Annotated in this window: 14 protein-coding genes; 4 read left to right on the top strand and 10 right to left on the bottom strand. The window is 57.9% G+C overall.

Going from position 1 to position 16,827, the window contains the following annotated elements; all coding sequences use genetic code 11:
• Positions 1-15 precede the first annotated feature (15 nt).
• Complete coding sequence (scpA, locus tag GOV79_RS01105) at positions 16-2,142, bottom strand: methylmalonyl-CoA mutase (protein WP_170788276.1); 2,127 nt, start codon at positions 2,140-2,142, stop codon at positions 16-18.
• 168 nt (positions 2,143-2,310) lie between these two features.
• Here scpA and GOV79_RS01100 point away from each other — a divergent pair, with 168 nt between their 5' ends.
• Positions 2,311-2,757 carry a DUF4174 domain-containing protein gene (locus GOV79_RS01100; RefSeq protein ID WP_170769154.1) on the top strand — a complete coding sequence of 149 codons (447 nt, stop codon included), beginning with the start codon at positions 2,311-2,313 and terminating at the stop codon, positions 2,755-2,757.
• 76 nt (positions 2,758-2,833) lie between these two features.
• On the opposite strand, the gene GOV79_RS01095 is transcribed toward GOV79_RS01100, so the two are convergent.
• Positions 2,834-4,879 carry an acetyl-CoA carboxylase biotin carboxylase subunit gene (locus GOV79_RS01095; RefSeq protein ID WP_170788275.1) on the bottom strand — a complete coding sequence of 682 codons (2,046 nt, stop codon included), beginning with the start codon at positions 4,877-4,879 and terminating at the stop codon, positions 2,834-2,836.
• 114 nt (positions 4,880-4,993) lie between these two features.
• Complete coding sequence (locus GOV79_RS01090) at positions 4,994-5,197, bottom strand: hypothetical protein (protein WP_170769152.1); 204 nt, start codon at positions 5,195-5,197, stop codon at positions 4,994-4,996.
• A 650-nt stretch (positions 5,198-5,847) separates the two neighbouring features.
• Between GOV79_RS01090 and GOV79_RS01085 the strand changes: the two genes are divergently transcribed.
• On the top strand, positions 5,848-7,005 hold the full coding sequence (locus tag GOV79_RS01085) for a DcaP family trimeric outer membrane transporter (RefSeq protein ID WP_170769151.1): 1,158 nt from the start codon (positions 5,848-5,850) through the stop codon (positions 7,003-7,005).
• Between the two features lie 89 nt (positions 7,006-7,094).
• On the opposite strand, the gene GOV79_RS01080 is transcribed toward GOV79_RS01085, so the two are convergent.
• From GOV79_RS01080 to GOV79_RS01070, 3 genes are all read right to left on the bottom strand, one after another.
• Positions 7,095-7,448: a hypothetical protein gene (locus tag GOV79_RS01080; protein ID WP_170769150.1), complete on the bottom strand. Its 354-nt coding sequence runs from the start codon at positions 7,446-7,448 to the stop codon at positions 7,095-7,097.
• A gap of 136 nt (positions 7,449-7,584) precedes the next feature.
• Entirely contained in the window at positions 7,585-7,944 is a 360-nt protein-coding gene (locus GOV79_RS01075) for a DUF6497 family protein (RefSeq protein WP_174819314.1), read from the bottom strand.
• 238 nt (positions 7,945-8,182) lie between these two features.
• Positions 8,183-9,715: an acyl-CoA carboxylase subunit beta gene (locus GOV79_RS01070; RefSeq protein WP_170788274.1), complete on the bottom strand. Its 1,533-nt coding sequence runs from the start codon at positions 9,713-9,715 to the stop codon at positions 8,183-8,185.
• A 183-nt stretch (positions 9,716-9,898) separates the two neighbouring features.
• Here GOV79_RS01070 and GOV79_RS01065 point away from each other — a divergent pair, with 183 nt between their 5' ends.
• Positions 9,899-11,104 carry a multidrug effflux MFS transporter gene (locus GOV79_RS01065; RefSeq protein ID WP_170788273.1) on the top strand — a complete coding sequence of 402 codons (1,206 nt, stop codon included), beginning with the start codon at positions 9,899-9,901 and terminating at the stop codon, positions 11,102-11,104.
• A 65-nt stretch (positions 11,105-11,169) separates the two neighbouring features.
• Positions 11,170-12,570, top strand: coding sequence for a helix-turn-helix domain-containing protein (locus tag GOV79_RS01060; RefSeq protein ID WP_170769147.1), 1,401 nt, complete (start codon positions 11,170-11,172; stop codon positions 12,568-12,570).
• A gap of 70 nt (positions 12,571-12,640) precedes the next feature.
• On the opposite strand, the gene GOV79_RS01055 is transcribed toward GOV79_RS01060, so the two are convergent.
• The 4 genes from GOV79_RS01055 to betI form a co-directional block, all read right to left on the bottom strand.
• A complete protein-coding gene (locus tag GOV79_RS01055; RefSeq protein WP_170769146.1) occupies positions 12,641-12,880 on the bottom strand; it encodes an HP1242/YdcH family protein in 240 nt (79 codons plus the stop codon).
• 78 nt (positions 12,881-12,958) lie between these two features.
• On the bottom strand, positions 12,959-14,617 hold the full coding sequence (gene betA / locus GOV79_RS01050) for a choline dehydrogenase (RefSeq protein WP_170788272.1): 1,659 nt from the start codon (positions 14,615-14,617) through the stop codon (positions 12,959-12,961).
• A gap of 88 nt (positions 14,618-14,705) precedes the next feature.
• Positions 14,706-16,214, bottom strand: a complete 1,509-nt coding sequence (gene betC / locus GOV79_RS01045; RefSeq protein ID WP_170788271.1) for a choline-sulfatase — start codon at positions 16,212-16,214, stop codon at positions 14,706-14,708.
• The gene (betI, locus tag GOV79_RS01040) at positions 16,211-16,783 is read right to left on the bottom strand and encodes a choline-binding transcriptional repressor BetI (RefSeq protein WP_170769143.1); all 573 of its coding nucleotides are present in this window, start codon (positions 16,781-16,783) and stop codon (positions 16,211-16,213) included. Before betI ends, betC begins: the two co-directional genes overlap by 4 nt.
• Positions 16,784-16,827 lie beyond the last annotated feature (44 nt).

Genomic DNA, 16,827 nt, shown 5'->3' with positions numbered 1-16,827 from the left:
ACGAAGAATCTCAGACTATGCACGGGTATCGCCGATCAGACTCAAGATGTCTTGCGCCGCCTCGGGGATATTCGTGCCCGGGCCAAAGATCGCCTTAACACCGTTGTCATAGAGGAATTGATAGTCCTGCTGCGGGATCACGCCGCCACAAATAACGATGATGTCCTCAGCCCCGGCTTTCTTCAGTTCCTCGACCAGTTGCGGTGCAAGCGTCTTATGCCCTGCCGCCTGCGACGAGATACCGACCACATGAACGTCATTGTCCACCGCGTCCTGCGCAGCTTCGGCCGGCGTCTGGAACAGAGGGCCCACGTCCACGTCAAACCCGATATCGGCAAAGGCGGTTGCGATCACTTTGGCGCCCCGGTCGTGCCCGTCCTGCCCCATCTTGACAACCAGCAAACGCGGACGGCGGCCTTCGGCCTCGGCAAAATCTTCGATGGATTTTTGAATGGCGGCGAAGCCTTCATCACCTTCATAGGCCGCGCCATAGACACCGGCCAGCGTTTTCACCTCGGCGCGGTGGCGACCGAATTCTTTCTCCATAGCCATACTGATCTCTCCTACGGATGCACGGGCGCGGGCGGCCTCAACGGCGGCGGCCAGCAGGTTTCCGCCCTCTTGGGCAGCTTTGGTCAGGGCGTCCAGCGCCTGTTGGCACGCGGCCTCATCGCGCGTGGCGCGGATATTTTCCAAACGCGCCACCTGCGCTTCGCGCACAGCGACGTTGTCAACGTCCAGAATGTCGATCGGGTCTTCCTGCTCCTTGCGGTACTTGTTGACGCCGACGATGACCTCTTCGCCCCGGTCGATCATCGCCTGACGGCGCGCGGCGCTTTCCTCGATCCGCAGCTTGGGCATGCCCGAGGCAACAGCCTTGGTCATGCCGCCCATCTCTTCGACCTCTTCCATCAGGGCCCAGGCTTTTTCGACCAGCTCATTGGTCAGGCTTTCAATGTAATATGAGCCCGCCAGAGGATCGACCACATCGGTTACACCGGTCTCTTCCTGCAGCACCAACTGTGTGTTGCGCGCGATGCGGGCTGAGAAATCAGTGGGCAACGCGATTGCCTCGTCCAGCGCGTTGGTGTGCAAGCTTTGCGTTCCACCCAGAACCGCGCTCATCGCCTCATACGCCGTGCGGATCACGTTGTTGTATGGGTCCTGTTCCTGAAGCGAAACGCCAGAGGTCTGACAGTGAGTGCGCAACATCTTGGACCGCTCTGATTTCGCCCCGAAATCGGTCATCACGCGGTGCCACAGGGTGCGGGCAGCGCGCAGTTTTGCGATCTCCATGAAGAAGTTCATACCAATCGCAAAGAAGAACGACAAACGGCCTGCGAACTTGTCGACATCCATCCCGGCTTGCGTCGCCGCACGCACATACTCGCGCCCATCGGCCAGCGTATAGGCCAGCTCTTGCACCAAGTTCGCGCCGGCCTCCTGCATGTGGTAGCCCGAGATCGAAATCGAGTTGAACTTGGGCATCTCGTTCGAGGTGTAGTCGATGATATCCGAGATGATCTTCATCGACGGCTCAGGCGGGTAGATATAGGTGTTGCGCACCATGAACTCTTTCAGAATGTCATTCTGAATGGTGCCGGACAGGACGGATTTGTCATGCCCCTGCTCTTCGCCTGCCACGATGAAACTGGCCAGAATCGGAACCACAGCGCCGTTCATGGTCATCGAGACCGAGACCTTGTCCAACGGGATGCCATCGAACAGGATTTTCATGTCCTCGACAGAGTCGATTGCTACACCAGCCTTACCCACATCGCCGACAACACGCGGGTGGTCGCTGTCATAGCCGCGGTGCGTGGCCAGATCGAAGGCCACAGACACGCCCTGCTGCCCGGCGGCCAGATTGCGGCGGTAAAAGGCGTTCGATTCCTCAGCCGTCGAAAACCCGGCATATTGGCGGATCGTCCAGGGGCGCCCCGCATACATCGTGGCCTTCACCCCGCGCGTGAACGGGCCGAACCCCGGCAAATTGCCCATATGCGGCAGATCTGCGGTATCTTCAGCCGTGTAAAGCGGTTTGACGTCGATGCCTTCCAGCGTCTCTTTGGTCAGATCATCCAACGGCCGTCCGCGCAGCTCTTTTTCCGCCAGCGCCTGCCAGTCCTTGGTGTTGGTCATGTCGATTTCCTCTCGTCAATTCGGATCACGGCGGGCTGAGGCCACCGCGGTGTTGTGCTGCACCCTGCCCCGCCAACCCGGTCAAAGCGCGAAATTTTGAGCGATCCGGGCAAATCGCCGGTCGCATTCGTCAAAGCAGCAGCTATATTCAATGGAACAGGAGGCCCCATGACACGCACGCTTGCCCTTGTTTTCTCGGCACTAATCCCGCTGGCTGCGATGGCGGCCGATGGGTCCGCACCTGCGGAAGATGAGTTTGTTCGACCCGCAGGCGACAGCGAACTGTCCGAGTTTCTGTGGGTCAACCGGCCCATCATCGTCTTTGCCGATACCCCCGCCGATCCGCGATTCCAGCAACAGATCGACATGCTGGTCGAAGGCGAAGCCGCGATGCGTGATCGCGATGTGATTGTCATCACCGACACGGACCCGTCTGACCGCTCCCCGATCCGCTCGCAATTGCGCCCGCGCGGGTTCCAGATGGTGTTTGTCGACAAGGACGGCGTGGTAAAACTGCGCAAACCGTCCCCTTGGAGCGTGCGTGAGATTGGCCGATCCATCGACAAAACCCCCCTGCGCGAACGCGAGATTCGCGAACGGCGCGAGGGCGGTTGAGCGCCTTCGCCACGCCCCAAGTTCCCGGCGCAGAACGCCGGGACGTCATAGGGATATGACAATAGCACGCTCATGATCATTCGAACTCGATGATCACATCGTCCACGGCAAGGCTGTCACCAGGGCCCGCGTTGATCTTGGCGACCACGCCTTTTTTCTCGGCGCGCAGAATGTTTTCCATCTTCATCGCCTCGACGGTGCACAGCGCCTGACCTTCCTGTACTTCTTGCCCCACTTCGACGTCGATCTTCACGATCAGGCCGGGCATCGGGCAGAGCAGCATTTTCGAAGTATCTGGCGGCAGTTTCTCGGGCATCAACTTGGCCAGTTCCGCCTGACGCGGACGGCGGACATGCACCTTCAGGTCTGCACCCCGGTTGCGGATACGGAACCCACCCGAAATTTTGCCGACCTTCATGACCAGCGACTCTCCGTCGACATCCAAAACAGCCAGTTGGTCGCCCGGTGTCCAATCCGAGGCAATCCGCAGGCTCGTGCCGTCCGAGAAGGCAACCGTCGCGCCCTCTTTATCCGCTTCGATCCTGACGTCGAACTCCTGACCCTGCAGCGCAACATTCCAATGCGCGCCGACCTTGCGCTCGTGGTTGTCCATACGGCCCGAGACGCGGGTGCGACGAATTTCAGCGACACGGTACATGGCCGCGCAAGACGCTGCGATACGGCGCAGGTCTTCTTCTGGCAGGGTGACGCCTTCAAAACCGTCGGGATATTCTTCGGCGATGAAAGCGGTGGTCATGTCGCCACTGATAAATTTGGGATGATCCATCACCGCTGACAGGAATGGCAGGTTGTGACCAATGCCCTCGACCTCGAAACTGTCGAGCGCCACACGCATCGCCTCGATCGCTTGATCACGGGTCGGGGCCCATGTGCACAGCTTGGCGATCATCGGGTCATAATACATGCTGATCTCGCCACCTTCATAGACGCCGGTATCGTTGCGGACAGCGGCGGGTCCTTCAGGCGCGTCGCCTTGCCACTTACCATTCACCAACATCGGACCAGCCGCAGTTTCCTGTGGTGGGCGATAGCGGGTCAGACGGCCAATCGACGGCAGGAACCCTCGATATGGGTCCTCGGCATAAAGGCGGTTTTCAATCGCCCAGCCGGTCAGGGTCACGTCATCTTGGGTAATCGACAGCTTTTCACATGCGGCCACGCGGATCATCTGTTCGACCAGATCGACGCCGGTGATCAACTCGGTCACAGGGTGTTCCACCTGAAGGCGGGTGTTCATCTCCAGGAAGTAGAAGTTCTTTTCCCCATCCACGATGAACTCGACGGTCCCGGCGCTGGCATAGTTCACGGCCTTGGCCAGCGCGACAGCTTGTTCACCCATCGCCTTACGCGTTTCCGGGTCAAGGAACGGCGACGGAGCTTCTTCCACAACCTTCTGGTTCCGGCGTTGGATCGAGCATTCACGTTCGCCCAGATAGATACCGTTGCCGTGGCTGTCGCACAGAACCTGAATCTCGATATGGCGCGGCTGAGTCACGAATTTCTCGATGAAAATCCGGTCATCGCCAAAGGAATTCGCAGCCTCGTTCTTGGACGATTGAAACCCCTCGCGCGCTTCTTCATCATTCCACGCGATGCGCATGCCTTTGCCACCGCCACCAGCGCTGGCCTTGATCATTACTGGATAGCCTATGTCGTTGGAAATCTTCACGGCCTCATCGGCATCCTCGATCAGGCCCATATAACCCGGCACCGTCGACACGCCCGCGTCCTGCGCGATCTTCTTCGAGGTGATCTTGTCACCCATACTTTCAATCGCACCGACCGGAGGGCCGACAAAAGCCACGCCTTCGGCCTCAAGCGCCTCGGCGAACTTGGCGTTTTCAGACAGGAAGCCGTAACCGGGATGCACCGCCTGAGCACCGCTTTGACGGATCGCGTCCATCACCTTGTCAATCACGATATAGGACTGGTTCGCGGGGGGCGGGCCGATATGTACGGCCTCATCCGCCATCGACACATGAAGCGCGTTGCGGTCCGCGTCCGAGTAGATGGCGACGGTGCCAATTCCCATTTTGCGCGCGGTCTTGATGACCCGACATGCGATCTCGCCCCGGTTGGCGATCAGGATCTTGTTGAACATGGAACGTCCTTTGTCTTGATGTTTGAGAAACGCAAAACGCCGCCGCGGGGCATAGACCCCACGACGGCGTTTCGCGCGATGACGGTCGAGGCGACACGCGCCCCGTTGATTTCTTTACCTACAGTTGTTTTGCGTTTTGCAATACAATACGTTGCCAGCGGCCCCGACGGCTGCGCCCACGATGGGGTCCGCGTTGAGAACGGCGGCACCCAGCGCCCCCGCGCCGCCGCCGAACAGCGCCTGTTCGCCAAAGTTGTCGCCGCAGGCCGACAGGCCCCCGCAGACGGCCAGCGCCAGTGCCAGTTTCGAGAATTGCATGATGTCTGCCCCTTCAGAATTTTTACTGCATTCGAACGCTGATGTCGGATTTGCGGAGTGATATTCAATAACACCAGGGGAAATTGCAGAATATGCGCAGGTTTTTGCCGTCCTAGAACCGATTCATGGACAAAGAAAAACGCGGGCAGGGTTTTGTGTAACTCACAAGCCTGCCCGCGGTAGGAAGGGGTACGGAATAGTAGGTGCATGTGCGACGCAGGCAAAGTAGAGCCGCACGGCCCGCTCAACATGCACGGTGAAGTTGCACGTGAAAACTGCGATCCACGAGGCACACGGTTTCCGGCTGGAATCTGCCCATTCCCGAAAAAGCCGCGCAAATAAGCGCCTATACCGATTCTCACGCCTTCACGAGGAACTGGGCTCAAAAGCGTCACAAATTCGTTACGATTTACTATCGGAATGAGACACTTTGCAAGTGCAGCATCACTTTTCGCCACCGCAATGTGAACGTCAAAATCCCTTGTATTCCACGTTTTAAATACAGGCTTCACACGCGTGTGAAATCGAGCGTTTTTCGGAGCACTTTTTCTTGAGAAATTTACGCTCTGCAGTCCCGATCTCGTGATTTCCAAGAATTTCGCTGCCGTGGAAGGTTGCGCGTGCACACTCGCACACAAGGAAACATCCAAATGATTACAAAGAGAAAAACGGCATCTCTGCTCGCTGCCACTGCGCTCAGTGTGACCGGCACGCTTGCTTATGCCCAGGATGCGAATACGCAGGCCGAACTGGAGGAACTGCGCCTTCGGATCGAAGCCTTGGAATCTCAGGGACCGAACGCGACCCCCGGTGAATTCAGGATCGGGAATACGACGCTGGACGTCTACGGCTATGTCAAAGCCGACTTCTTTTATGACTTCGACTTTGATCAAGGCGACACCGCTTTCGTGAACGTCATCGGTGAACCTTCGACGGCAACCAGCGGCACTTTTGGTGCGACCGTTCGTCAGTCGCGCATTGGCCTGCTGACCAGCACACCCAGCGCCATTGGAGACATTGGCGGGCAGTTGGAACTTGACCTGTTTGCAGGCGGTGGAGCTGCTGAACTGCGCCTGCGTCACGCCAACATCCGCATTGGTGACGCATGGTTGATTGGTCAGTTCTGGACCAACTTCCAGCCGCTGGACACCTATCCGACCTCGGTCGAATTTAACGGTCCCGTCGGTATCGCCTTTGCCCGTGTTCCGCAGATCCGTTATACTGTCACCTCGGTCGAAAACACCGATATCGCTTTCGCAATCGAAGAAAACGTCGGCGGATCGAACTCTGATGATCCGGTCTTCACCGCGTCGGCTGAATACAATGACGGCAAATACATCGGACGCATTGCCGGCCTTTACGGTCGCGCGCAAGACGGCGGCGGCCTCAACGAAGTCGACCAGTGGGGCGTGACCCTGTCTGGTTCTGCTCGTTTGTGGGAAGGCGGTCTGTTCCAGGTCAACTACGTGACTGGTCAGGCGCTGGGTCCGTGGCTGATCGGCTTGGGTGATCCGGTCGTTGGCGGTGAAGCCAACGATGTCGACGGTTTCACCGTTGAACTGCGTCAGCAAGTCAACGACAAGTGGAACGTTGGTATCGCTTACGGTTACGAAGACTATGACCTTGCCACCTCGACTGGCGATCTGGCCTTCACCGAACTGGAGACGATCCACGTCAATGCTTTCTATCAGGCAACCGAGACTCTGACTCTGAGCGCTGAATACATCTACGGCGAGCGGAACGACGTAATCTCGGGTGAGGACTTTGACGGTAGCCGCGTTCAGGTTGCGGCGCAGTTGAACTTCTGATCGCATATTACGACCCTGCCCCCCACTGCGGGGCCGGGTTTTCCCATTGGGAAACACCCGTGAAGGATATGCGACCTCAGCAAGCACGCTTAGCGCAGTCCGTCAAAGATGTCGGGAAAGGACATCTTGGCCACATCCAGATCAATCACCAAAAGCGCATCATAGCTGGCAGGATCAAACGGGTCCTCGGCCGGAACGACCTCGCGTTCGAACAACCAGCTCAGACGGCCGGCATCCAGATTGCCACGCTCAAATGGTTGATCCCCGAAGTGCTGCCATAGCGCCTCCATAAAACCCGCATCGGCGCGCCGGTCGGCTGGTTTACGATCCCGAAAGCGCTCGCGCCGGGTCAGGGGCGTTACCCCCTTGGGGTTGGCGCGGCGAATGGTGAATTGAAAATCTGTTCCGGCAAGGCGCCCCGGAAATCCGCGATGCTTCAGCATATCGCCACCCCGCTGGCACTAGTGCCTTCCAGGAAAAGAAAATCACATCCGTTGATGGACGAGGTCATATCGCACGCCTCCAAAGCTGCATGGCTGGTCAGAAACGCTCTGTCCGTCTGAAAATCAGCATTCATGGTCAGAGCCCCTCCCAGATACACTGCGATTGCTCTAACCGGTAGGCTTCGAAAAACTGCGTGGCATCGGGCTCGGTCTGCCCAAACTCGGTCGGCCGGTCCGACAGCGAAATCACCACGCGCGCAGGATTCAAATCGTATTCGGCGACATAGGCGACAGCCAGCGTTTGGCACAGATGTTGCATGTCCACCGAGGCGACGTCATACCCAATACGACCAACATCTGATCCGATCTTGGGCGCCACAAAGCGAAAGCGCAGCCACAGTTCGCCCGGATTTTCATCCAACAGAACTTGAGTCAGATGAACGGGTTGACCGGACGGCACGGGCAGCTGAGGGGGCGTTTCAGCAACCGCAGGCAAAGTAATATTCAGGAAAAACAGAGTTAAGGCGCAATCCCGGACCCACCAAAGGTGAGCTCCTCTCTCCGGGATTGCGCGCGCATGGCTTTTGGCCCGCGCTTTTCTATTTCTGATAAGGGTATCCATGTATCAGCTTTGCACTCAGAGTCAAACTTGGCCCATTGTAAAAGTTATGTGACATTGGCCGGCAGCGCGTGAATTTCGGCGATTCATCGCGCATACCGAAACCAGCCCTCTGTTACAGAGGGATATTGTCGTGCTTTTTCCACGGGTTCTTAAGCTTCTTGTTCCGCAGGCTTGCGAAGGCGCGCGAAACACGACGTCGCGTCGATTGCGGCATGATCACCTCGTCGATGAAGCCCCGCTCGGCTGCGACAAAGGGATTGGCGAAACGATCTTCGTAATCCTGCGTGTGTTGCGCGATTTTCTCGGCATCACCCAGATCGGCGCGGTGAATGATCTCGGTCGCGCCCTTGGCACCCATCACCGCGATCTCGGCTGTGGGCCAAGCATAGTTGAAGTCGCCGCGCAGGTGTTTGGATGCCATAACGTCATAGGCCCCGCCATAGGCTTTGCGGGTAATCACCGTGACTTTTGGAACGGTGGCCTCGCCATAGGCAAACAACAGCTTTGCACCGTGCTTAATCACGCCACCATATTCCTGGCTGGTACCCGGCAAGAAGCCCGGAACATCGACCAGTGTCAGGATCGGAATTTCAAAGCAATCGCAGAACCGCACGAACCGCGCCGCCTTGCGCGAGCTGTCGATGTCCAGACACCCGGCCAGAACCATCGGCTGGTTGGCGACTACACCTACGGTCTGCCCTTCGAGGCGAATGAAACCGGTGATGATGTTTTTGGCATAGTCTTCCTGAATTTCGTAGAAGTCGCCCTCATCCGCCACCTTGGTGATCAGTTCCTTCATGTCGTAAGGCGTGTTCGGATTGTCCGGGATCAAGGTATCCAGCGAGGTCTCGATCCGGTCGGGTTCATCAAAGAACGGGCGGACCGGAGGTTTCTCCTGGTTGTTGAGCGGCAGGAAATCGACCAGACGGCGCACTTCGGCCAGCGCCTCAACGTCGTTTTCAAATGCTCCATCAGCGACCGAGGATTTCTTGGTGTGGGTCGATGCGCCGCCCAGTTCTTCGGCGGTAACGACCTCATTGGTGACAGTCTTCACCACGTCAGGGCCAGTTACGAACATGTAGGACGTGTCTTTGACCATAAAGATGAAGTCGGTCATCGCCGGGCTGTACACTGCGCCACCCGCGCACGGACCCATGATGACACTGATCTGCGGCACCACACCCGAAGCCATAACATTGCGCTGGAACACCTCGGCATAACCCGCCAACGAGGCGACACCTTCCTGAATACGCGCCCCACCCGAGTCGTTGATCCCGATCACCGGTGCACCGTTTTGAATCGCCATATCCATGATCTTGCAGATCTTCTGCGCATGGGTTTCAGACAAAGACCCGCCAAACACGGTAAAATCCTGGCTGAACACATAGACCATACGACCATTGATCGTGCCCCAACCGGTGACCACCCCATCGCCCGCAGGCTTTTGGTTTTCCATCCCGAAATCGGTGCAGCGATGACTGACAAACATGTCGAACTCTTCAAAGCTGTCTTCGTCGAGCAGCAGCTCTATGCGCTCGCGCGCAGTCAGCTTGCCGCGCCCATGCTGCGCGTCGATCCGCTTTTGACCACCCCCCAAGCGGGCATTGTTGCGGCGGTTTTCAAGCTCGGTCAGGATGTCTTTCATGACGATAATCCCCTATGTAATTTGGCGGGACACTATACGGACAAAGCGCCATTCCAAAGCAACTTTCGGCAAATTTGCAAAGTTTTGACTACACAGCTAAAGAATAATGCAAAATTGAAAAGTTACATACTCATGTCAAATGGTAGGTGGCATTCCCGAAATCCCAGATTATACCATTGAACCATGCAGTTCGGACCACCTCCCGCACGGCGTTCGCCTCCGTCTATCGCCACGCTGGTACTCTTATCGGGCCTGTCGGCGCTCAGTCTGAATCTTTATTTGCCCAGCCTGCCCAACATGGCCGTGCATTTCCAAACCGACTACAGGGTTATGCAGTTGTCCATCGCGCTGTACCTGATGGTCAGTGCGATCTTGCAGATTCTCATCGGCCCGATTGCGGACAAGGCCGGTCGCAGACCCGTTTTGCTGTGGGGCATGGCCCTGTTCCTGATCGTAACACTTGGCTGCATCTACGCGCCTACTGCCGAGGTCTTTCTGGCTTTTCGCATGTCGCAGGCGATTATTGTCGTAGGTATGGTTCTCAGCCGGGCAGCTGTGAGAGACCTGTATGATCAGGATCAGGCGGCGTCGATGATCGGCTATGTGACCATGGGCATGGCCGTCGTTCCGATGATCGCCCCGGCAATCGGAGGGCTGTTGGAGGAATCCTTCGGCTGGAAGGCAAATTTCTGGCTGCCTTTCGTGTTGGGTACTCTGACACTGATCCTGTGTTTCAAGGATTTCGGTGAAACCTCGGCCAAAAGCGGCAAGACGCTGCTGCAACAGTTCCGCGAATACCCCGAACTCCTCACCTCGCCCCGCTTCTGGGGTTATTCGATGTCGTCCGCCCTGTCATCCGGCGCGTTTTTTGCCTATCTCGGCGGCGCACCTTTCATCGGAACCGAGATCTTCGGCATGTCCGCAGCCGAGGTCGGCGTTTATTTCGGTGCACCCGCTCTGGGCTATTTTGCCGGGAACTTCATCAGCGGGCGGTTTTCCGTCAAATTCGGTGTGAACCGGATGGTCCTGCGCGGCTGCATTCTGAACGCGTGCGGCGTGCTGATTTCCGCACTGTTGTTCCTGATTGGACTTGGGACACCGCTCAGCTTTTTCGGCTTGATGACGATTGTGGGTATCGGAAATGGCATGACAATTCCCAATGCCACATCCGGTGCCCTGTCGGTGCGCCCGCATCTGGCGGCAACGGCGGCGGGTCTAAGTGGTGCCATCATGCTGGCAGGCGGAGCTGGTCTGAGTGCACTGGCCGGGTTTCTGCTAACCCATGAAACAGGAGCGATGCCGTTGCTTTGGCTGATGCTGATAACCGCTCTGCTTGCCGTAGGCGCGATAGTCTCTGTTATTCGGCGGGAAAGACGGCTGGGTCTATAGCGGTACTTGCACAGTTATTTTTGCAAAGTTAGCTTGCCGCAACAGAAAAGTTGCAAAGGCCCGCTATGGCGACCCAGAAACTCTATGCCGGTGCGAAACTGCGCGAAATGCGCACGCGCCTGACGCTGACGCAAAAAGAATTCGCTGCCAAACTTGGGGTTTCCCTGCCCTATTTGAACCAGATGGAGAACAACAACCGTCCGATTTCCACCACCGTGGTTCTGGCCTTGGCGCAGGAATTCGGCATGGACGTGACCGAGCTTAGCACTGGTGACAGCGAACGGTTGGTGTCGGATATGCGCGAGGCCCTGGCCGACCCCGTCTTTGATGATGCCACGCCACCTCTTGCCGATCTGCGGCTGGCGGCCTCAAACGCACCGGCATTGGCCCGCGCCTTCATCGCACTGCATCAAACCTACCGCCAAACCCATGAACGGCTGGCCTCACTGGACGAAGCGCTGGGGCGCGAAGACGCGCAGATTCAAGCCAGCCCCTGGGAGGAGGTTCGGGATTTCTTCCATTATTGCGACAACTATATCGACGCCGTCGACCGCGCGGCCGAGCGATTCGCAACCCGCGCACAAGACACTGGCGGCGTGCGTGCCGCCGCGATCAACAGCTTGGCCGAGCGTGACATACGCGTTCAGTTTTCCGATATCGAAGAAACGCGCAAATATGACGCTGACAGCAAAACGCTTCTGCTGTCCTCCCGCATTGCGCCGCAAACGCAGGTTTTCCAACTCTTGCTGCAAGTAGCGCTGATTCAGCAAAACAAGCTGCTCGAGGCCACATTGGACTTTGCCAAGTTCCAGACGGAAGAGGCCCGCGCGATCGCGAAAATCGGTCTGGCGAACTATTTCGCGGGTGCGTCGCTAATGCCCTATGGCACATTTTTGGAGGCGGCGCAGGACTGTCGTCACGATCTCGAGCTGCTCAGCAACCGGTTTGGGGCGTCGATTGAACAGGTAGCGCACCGATTGTCTACCATGCAGCGGCCCGGCGCCAAAGGTATCCCTTTCTTCTTTGTCCGCGTCGATCAAGCGGGCACCATCACCAAGCGCCATTCTGCAACGCGGCTGCAATTTGCCCGGTTCGGAGGCGCCTGCCCCCTGTGGAACGTCCACCGCGCGTTCGAAACACCGGGCCATTTCCTGCGCCAACTGGCGGAGACACCAGACGGGGTTCAATATATCTCGCTGGCGCGGGATGTCTCGAAATCCGGCGGCTCATTCGGGGCCCCCGTACGTCGTTATGCCATCGCTCTGGGTTGCGAAATCCGTCACGCTGAAGCGTTGGTCTACGCCGACAATCTCGATATCAACAATGCCAGCGCTTACGAGCCTATCGGCATCTCGTGCCGAATCTGCGAGCGGCAAAACTGCCACCAACGCTCAGTCCCGCCTCTGGAAAGACGCCTCACGATTGACGCGCACACACGCGGCACCCTCCCCTACGAAGTGACCTGACCTTCTTCTGTTCAGAATACCTCGGGGGAGTCGCCGAAGGCGACGGGGGCAGAGCCCCCGCCCCTGATGTTCAACCCTTGGATAAGATCGACCAGATCTCGTCCTTCAGCGCCGCACGCTTCTTGCGCAGCTCGCCCTCAGCCAGATCTTCCATCGGCTCGACATTGGTTTCAGCGCGATGAACGACACGGTTGATTTCATGATACTCATCCGCCAACCGCGCAAAATGCGCGTCTGATTGCTTGAGCTGGCTCATCAATTCAACTTTGTCCGGAAATTCTTCGGCCAGCTCATGCGGGGTGTGGGACATTCCTGTTCGCTCCTAAAATATATCGTTGCGAGTCAAGTCTATAGATGTCTTCCAAAACCCGCTTTGACGCGGATCAAATCACCGTTGCGCGGTAGCCCATTGCGGATGTATCCACGGGCGATCATTGGCCTTGGGCAAGGCGTCTTTCCCCAGCAGATGGTCCGACATCTTCTCGCCCACCATGATCGAAGGTGCATTGAGGTTGCCATTGGTAATCTGCGGAAAGATCGAGCTGTCGGCGACGCGCAACCCGCCCACACCAATCACGCGCCCTTCAGGGTCCACGACAGCGTGTTTGTCTTCCGCCCGCCCCATCCGGCAGGTACCACACGGGTGATAGGCGCTTTCGGCATGTTCGGCGATGAAAGCGTTCAATTCATCATCTGTTTGAACGTCAGCACCGGGCTGAATTTCCTTGCCGGCATAAGGTTTGAACGCCTCCTGCCCGAAAATCTCGCGGGTCAGGCGGATACAGGTGCGGAAGTCTTCCCAATCCGTCTCATGACTCATGTAGTTGAACTGGATCACAGGGGCATCCTCGGCCCTTTTGGATCGCAATGTCACAGCACCCCGCGACGGCGACCGCATCGGCCCAACATGCGCCTGGAACCCATGCCCCTCGGCCGCCGCCTGCCCGTCATAGCGTACGGCAATCGGCAGGAAGTGGTACTGAATGTCAGGATATTCGACACCCGGCTGCGAGCGAATGAACGCCGCGCTTTCAAACTGGTTCGATGCGCCAAGCCCGGTTTTGGTAAACAGCCACTGCGCGCCGATCAAGCCCTTGCTGATCAGGTTCCAGTGTTTATACAGCGTGATCGGCTGCAGCGATGCCTGCTGGATGTACAGCTCAAGATGGTCCTGAAGGTTCGCACCTACACCCGGACGATCGGCGACCACCTCAATCCCATGCTCGGCCAGTTGCGCCGACGGGCCAATCCCTGACAACATCAGCAGCTTGGGTGAGTTGATGGACGACGCCGCCAACACCACCTCGCGCCGGGCGCGAATGACCTCAGTCTTGCCACCGCGCACAAGTTCAACTCCGGTCGCACGGCCATTCTCGATTACGACCTTCGACGCCAGACCCCGCACAATATCGCAATTGTCACGCTTGAGCGCAGGCTTCAGATACGCGTTCGCCGCCGACCAGCGCCGCCCCTTCCAGACGGTTTGCTCCATTGGGCCAAAGCCTTCCTGCTTTTCGCCGTTATAGTCGCCCGTGACCTCGTACCCTGCCTGTTGGCCCGCATCGACGAACGCTTTGAACAGCGGATTCTCGCGCGGCCCACGCGACACATGCAGCGGACCATCGGTGCCGCGCCACGCCGTGTCGCCCCCGTGCCCACCGTCGTGCCAGGTCTCCATGCGTTTGTAATAAGGCAGCACATCAGAATAGGACCACCCATCCGCCCCCATCTCGGCCCAGGTATCAAAGTCCCGCGCATGGCCGCGCACATAGACCATGCCGTTGATCGAGGAAGACCCTCCGATCACCTTGCCGCGTGGACAGGCCAAACGACGGTTGTTCAGATGCGGCTCGGGCTCGGACTGATAGCCCCAGTCGTAGCGCGACATATTCATCGGATAGCTCAGTGCAGCCGGCATCTGGATGAACGGTCCAGCATCCGTTCCGCCATGCTCGATCACCAGAACCGAGGCCCCCGCCTCGCTTAGCCGGTATGCCATCGCGCAGCCTGCGGAACCTGCGCCGACGATGACGAAATCTGCTTCCATTTTCGGGTCTCCGTTTCCCACCGGTGCACCAAGATTTTCCATCGAAAAACCTTGGCGGAACCGAAGGGGGTATTACTAAATCAGTCTGTTATTCTCCGCGGGGAAAGCGTTGGCTTTCCTCGACGACATTCAGGTCCATGTGGTTGCGCATGTAACGCTCGGATGCCTTTTGCAGGGGCTGATAATCCCAAGGGTAGTACCCCCCCTGCCGCAGCGCCTCATACACCACCCATCTGCGGGCTTGACTGGCACGTACATCTTCGTCGAACCGGTTTAGATCCCAACGCGCCTCGGACTTGGCACGCAGGGTTTGCAAGGTGCCTGCATGTTCAGGTTTTTCGGCGAGATTTTCCAACTCATGCGGATCGGCCTCAAGGTCGAACAACTGGTCGGGGTCCAACGCGCAACGGTTGTATTTCCACTTGCCATACCGCAGCGAAACCAGCGGCGCGTATGACGCCTCGGCCGCATATTCCATCGCCACGGGCGCAGTCCGCTCGGCGCCTTTAGCCAGCGGCACGAGGTCTTCGCCATCGGTCCATGGTGCGATTTCGGCCATGTCGACACCTGCAAGCGCGCCAAGCGTCGGCGTGACGTCGATGGTCGAGACCGGCGTCTCAATTCGACCCGCTGGTAAATCGGGCGAAGAGATCATCAGCGGCACCCGCGACGAGCCCTCGAAGAAGGTCATCTTGAACCACAGGCCCCGCTCACCCAGCATGTCGCCGTGGTCCGAGACAAACAGGATCGTTGCCTCTTGTCGCGTGGTTTCCAACACTTCGAGGATTTCGCCGATCTTATCGTCCAGATACGAGATATTGGCGAAATAGGCCCGGCGGGACTTGCGGATATCGTCCTCAGAGATGTCAAAGCTACGCCAGTCATTCGCGTCGAAAATCCGTTTGGAATGCGCGTCCTGATTGTCATAGCCAAGGTCCGAAACTTCGGGCAGCAGATGCTCGCAATCCTCGTACAGATCCCAATATTTCCGACGCGCCACGTAGGGATCATGCGGATGGGTAAAGCTGACGGTCACGCACCATGGGCGATCGTCCTTGCCGCGCGCCAGATCATAGAGCTTGGCCTTGGCGTTATATGCGACCTCGTCGTCATATTCCATCTGGTTGGAAATCTCGGCCACGCCGGCACCCGTCACCGAACCCATGTTGTGATACCACCAGTCGATCCGCTCGCCCGGTTTGCGATAATCGGGCGTCCAGCCGAAATCTGCGGGGTAGATGTCAGTGGTCAAGCGGTCCTCGAACCCGTGCAATTGATCGGGGCCGACGAAATGCATCTTGCCTGACAAGCAGGTATAGTACCCAGCCCGGCGCAAGTGGTGCGCATAGGTAGGGATGTCGCTGCGGAACTCGGCCGCGTTGTCATAGACGCCGGTGCGCGAAGGCAACTGCCCGGACATGAAACTGGCCCGGCCAGGCGCACACAAAGGTGAGGCTGTGTAGGCATTGGCAAACCGCGTGGACCGGGCGGCCAGTTTTTTCAGGTTCGGTGCATGCAGCCAATCTGCGGGACCATCCGGAAAAAGGGTCCCGTTCAACTGATCCACCATCAGGATCAGAATGTTGGGTTGTATCATTTTTCAGCCTCAAGAAACGTGTCGAGCACGCGCATTGCGTGGTTAACTGCCAGTTCCGGTTCCTCCGGGGCGTTCAGTGCGGCGTGGATATAAAGGCCGTCAATCAGCGCCACCATGTCATCCGCGACCTCGACAGGGTCCGACAGTAATGGGCGCAGCGCGTGGATCAGATTAGAACGGATGCGCGCCTGGTATATTTTCCAAAGACGCAGGGCCTCCTCGTTGGTTTGTGCCAGCACATAAAAGGTCATCCATGCAGCGATCACATCGGGCGTAAAGCACGAGGGCGCAAAGCAGGACCGGATAATCGCCTGCGGGCGTTCATCAGGTGCGGCGGAGCTCAGCTCTTGTCGGGCCTCAGCCCCGAAGTCGGACAGGATACGGCGCATGGCCGCCAGGAAAATCTGATCCTTGCCCCCGAAATAATGATGCGCCAGTGCGCTGGACATACCGGCTCGCTTGGCAATCTGACTCACAGTGACGTCGAGGGATTTCTTTGCGCCAAGCTCGGCAATCGTCGCCTTGACGATCGCATCCCGACGGATCGGCTCCATTCCGAGTTTTGGCATCTCTCCCCCTTTCACTGCGCAGGATGGAAAAACGCTAGGGTGTT

Source organism: Ruegeria lacuscaerulensis (assembly GCF_013034745.1).
GTDB lineage: Bacteria > Pseudomonadota > Alphaproteobacteria > Rhodobacterales > Rhodobacteraceae > Ruegeria > Ruegeria lacuscaerulensis_B.
This window is presented reverse-complemented; position numbering and strand designations above follow the sequence as displayed.

Coding starts and splice junctions, on each gene's coding strand:
- scpA (WP_170788276.1), bottom strand. CDS start 2,142: ATGACCAACACCAAGGACTGGCAGGCGCTGGCGGAAAAAGAGCTGCGC.
- GOV79_RS01100 (WP_170769154.1), top strand. CDS start 2,311: ATGACACGCACGCTTGCCCTTGTTTTCTCGGCACTAATCCCGCTGGCT.
- GOV79_RS01095 (WP_170788275.1), bottom strand. CDS start 4,879: ATGTTCAACAAGATCCTGATCGCCAACCGGGGCGAGATCGCATGTCGG.
- GOV79_RS01090 (WP_170769152.1), bottom strand. CDS start 5,197: ATGCAATTCTCGAAACTGGCACTGGCGCTGGCCGTCTGCGGGGGCCTG.
- GOV79_RS01085 (WP_170769151.1), top strand. CDS start 5,848: ATGATTACAAAGAGAAAAACGGCATCTCTGCTCGCTGCCACTGCGCTC.
- GOV79_RS01080 (WP_170769150.1), bottom strand. CDS start 7,448: ATGCTGAAGCATCGCGGATTTCCGGGGCGCCTTGCCGGAACAGATTTT.
- GOV79_RS01070 (WP_170788274.1), bottom strand. CDS start 9,715: ATGAAAGACATCCTGACCGAGCTTGAAAACCGCCGCAACAATGCCCGC.
- GOV79_RS01065 (WP_170788273.1), top strand. CDS start 9,899: ATGCAGTTCGGACCACCTCCCGCACGGCGTTCGCCTCCGTCTATCGCC.
- GOV79_RS01060 (WP_170769147.1), top strand. CDS start 11,170: ATGGCGACCCAGAAACTCTATGCCGGTGCGAAACTGCGCGAAATGCGC.
- GOV79_RS01055 (WP_170769146.1), bottom strand. CDS start 12,880: ATGTCCCACACCCCGCATGAGCTGGCCGAAGAATTTCCGGACAAAGTT.
- betA (WP_170788272.1), bottom strand. CDS start 14,617: ATGGAAGCAGATTTCGTCATCGTCGGCGCAGGTTCCGCAGGCTGCGCG.
- betC (WP_170788271.1), bottom strand. CDS start 16,214: ATGATACAACCCAACATTCTGATCCTGATGGTGGATCAGTTGAACGGG.
- betI (WP_170769143.1), bottom strand. CDS start 16,783: ATGCCAAAACTCGGAATGGAGCCGATCCGTCGGGATGCGATCGTCAAG.